At 59.4% G+C, this 244-nt stretch carries 1 pseudogene; it reads right to left on the bottom strand.

The window, feature by feature from the left end:
• Nucleotides 1-225, bottom strand: a pseudogene (locus SB724_RS21490) (amino acid permease); the annotation flags it as partial.
• Nucleotides 226-244 lie beyond the last annotated feature (19 nt).

Below are 244 nucleotides of genomic sequence, written 5' to 3'. Positions count from 1 at the left end.
CCCGAGATAGATCGCCACAGGTCCGAGTTGGGTCAGGAGGTAGAGGTCAACGAGGGCTCCCAAAACGGGCATCACGAGGAATCCGAGGATCGAGGGCCTGGTCTTCAGCTTCCACTGACGGACGAAGTGGACGATGACACAGACGTTGACCATGGCGAAGGTCAAGAATGCGCCAAAGTTGATGAAGGAAGTGGCCGTGTCCAGGGAGAGGTTGATGGCCAGCATCGCGGCGGCACCCACGAGG

The sequence above is a fragment of the Bacillus sp. SIMBA_031 genome (assembly GCF_046535225.1).
Classification (GTDB): Bacteria; Bacillota; Bacilli; order Bacillales; family Bacillaceae; genus Bacillus; species Bacillus velezensis.
This window is presented reverse-complemented; position numbering and strand designations above follow the sequence as displayed.